Consider the following 2302-nt stretch of genomic DNA (forward strand, 5'->3'; position numbering starts at 1 on the left):
TCTTGATGTCCGGGTGCTTGCCCAGTACTTCCATCTCGCCCTTTTCGCGGTCGATCTGCGCCGACTGGCCAATCGGGCCCTGGATGATCACCACGTTGCCGCGGCCCTTGAGTTTGTCGACCATGGCCTGGGCCTGCAGGCGACCGCCTTCCACGTCATCGTTGCCAACATAAGGCACGTTGGCGTCCGCCACCTTGGTGTTGGAGGCGATCACCACCACGTCATTGCTCATGGCGGCCTTCACGGTGCCGACGCCGGCCTTGGTGTCGATCGGCACAAACAGGATCGCGTCGTAGTGCTGGGTCACCATGTTTTCAATCTGGTTGTTCTGGGTCAGTGCGTCATAGTTGCCGTCGAACACGGTCAACTGCACGGTGCCGTCCTTGACTGCGGGGTGTTCCTTCAGCTCGCGCACCCAGTTCTGCATGAACTGGCCCTTGAGCCCGTACACGGCGGCGCCGATCTTGTAGGTCTTGCCATCGGCGGCCAGGGTGACACTGCTGGCGAGCAGGGAGAGTGCCGCGACGGCGGCCAAAGTCGTACCAGGTTTCATGAGAGAACTCCGTTATTGTTGTAGTGGTAGTTTTCAGAACTAGCGTTTCTTCTTGCGCCACACGTCAATCAGCACTGCGAACACGATGATCAGGCCCTTGGCGACCTGCTGGTAATAGGAGGACACGCCGAGCAGGTTCAGGCCGTTGTTGATCACGCCGATCAGCAATGCGCCAAACAGCGTGCCGACAATCGTGCCGGTACCGCCCGACAGGCTGGTGCCGCCGATTACCACGGCGGCAATCGCATCCAGCTCATACGAGGTGCCGGCCTGGGGCAGGGCAGAGGTGGTGCGCGCCGACAGCACCACACCGGCCAGCCCGGCGAGCAGGCCCGAGACCACGTACACCGAAAACATCACCTTGCGCACGCCGATCCCGGAGGTGCGCGCGCTCTTCTCGTTGCCACCCACCGCGTACACATAGCGGCCGTAGGTGGTGTAGCGCAGCACCATCCAGAAGATCAGCGCGACCACGGCGAAGATCACGATCGGCACACCGATCGGGCCGATCTTGCCAATACCCAGCGCCAGGTAGGCGTCGGGCAGGTCAGTGATCGGGCTGCCGTCGTTCAAGATGAAGGTCATGCCCCGGGCAATACTCAGCATGCCCAAGGTCGCGACAAAGGGCGGGATCGACAGGTTGGCGACCATAAAGCCGTTCACCACCCCGAGCATCGCCCCGGCGAACATCCCGGCGCTGACCGCCGCCAGCACGCCATAGCCCTGGGTCGCGACCATGGCGCTGCACAGCCCGGCAAAGGCCAGGATCGAGCCCACCGACAGGTCGATGCCCTTGGTCAGGATCACGTAGGTCATGCCCACGGCGAGGATCCCGTTGATCGAGGTCTGGCGCAGGATGTCCATCCAGTTGCGCCAGGTCATGAAGTATTCGCTGGCGAAGGCCATCACCAGGCACAGGAGGATGAACACCAGCGGCAGGCCGAAGCGGTCGAGGGACAGGCGCAGGCGGCTGCGGGGTGCGGTCGTGACGGGGGCGGCTGCAGGTGTAGAAAGTGATTTGGCATTCATGAGGCAAGACTCAACAAGGCTTCCTGGGAAAGGGCGGTATCGCTGCTGATGGTCACCAGCCTTCCGCCTTTGAACACGGCAATACGGTCACTCAGGTGCAGCAATTCCGGGGCTTCGGACGACACCACAATTGCCGCGCCGCCGGCGCGCACGAACTGGTCCAGCAGGTGATAGATCTCCTGCTTGGCGCCTTCATCGATGCCCCGGGTCGGCTCATCGCACAGCAGGCAGATCGGCTGGGTCGACAGGCATTTGGCGAGCACTACTTTCTGCTGGTTGCCGCCGCTCATGGATTCCACCGGCAGGTCCAGGGAAGTGGTCTTGATCTGCAGGCGCTTGACCATGTCCTGGGCCAGTTGGTTTTCCTTGCGGGCATTGATCAGCGACCAGCTCGACAGCTGCTTGTACGCCGACAATGCGATGTTCGAGAGGATGCTGCCGCTGAGCACCAGGCCGCTGTCCTTGCGGTCTTCGGTGACCAGTGACATGCCGGCCTGGATCGTTGCCTTGGGCAGGCCGATGGGCATCGGTTTGCCTTGCAGGGTCACGCTGCCGGAGTCCGGCGTGGTGAGGCCGTAGATGCAGTTGAGGAATTCGCTGCGGCCCGAGCCCATCAGCCCGTAGATGCCGAGAATCTCGCCCTGGCGCAGTTGCAGGCTGATGTCCTGGAACTCGCCGGCGCGGCTCAGGCTGTCGACGTCCAGGCAGCATTCGGCGGCG

3 protein-coding genes are annotated in these 2302 nt (G+C 62.7%); all 3 read right to left on the reverse strand.

From position 1 onward, the window contains the following. On the reverse strand, positions 1 to 553 hold a 553-nt coding region (locus HX846_RS33485; RefSeq protein WP_178967078.1), incomplete at its 3' end, for a substrate-binding domain-containing protein. Positions 554 to 592: 39 nt separating this feature from the next. After that, entirely contained in the window at positions 593 to 1582 is a 990-nt protein-coding gene (locus tag HX846_RS33490) for an ABC transporter permease (protein WP_003215711.1), read from the reverse strand. Further along, positions 1579 to 2302 (reverse strand): ATP-binding cassette domain-containing protein (locus HX846_RS33495; protein WP_178967079.1); only part of this gene is annotated, 724 nt, incomplete at its 5' end. The genes HX846_RS33490 and HX846_RS33495, both read right to left, overlap by 4 nt.

Origin of the sequence: Pseudomonas sp. K5002 (genome assembly GCF_013386655.1) — a bacterium.
GTDB lineage: Bacteria > Pseudomonadota > Gammaproteobacteria > Pseudomonadales > Pseudomonadaceae > Aquipseudomonas.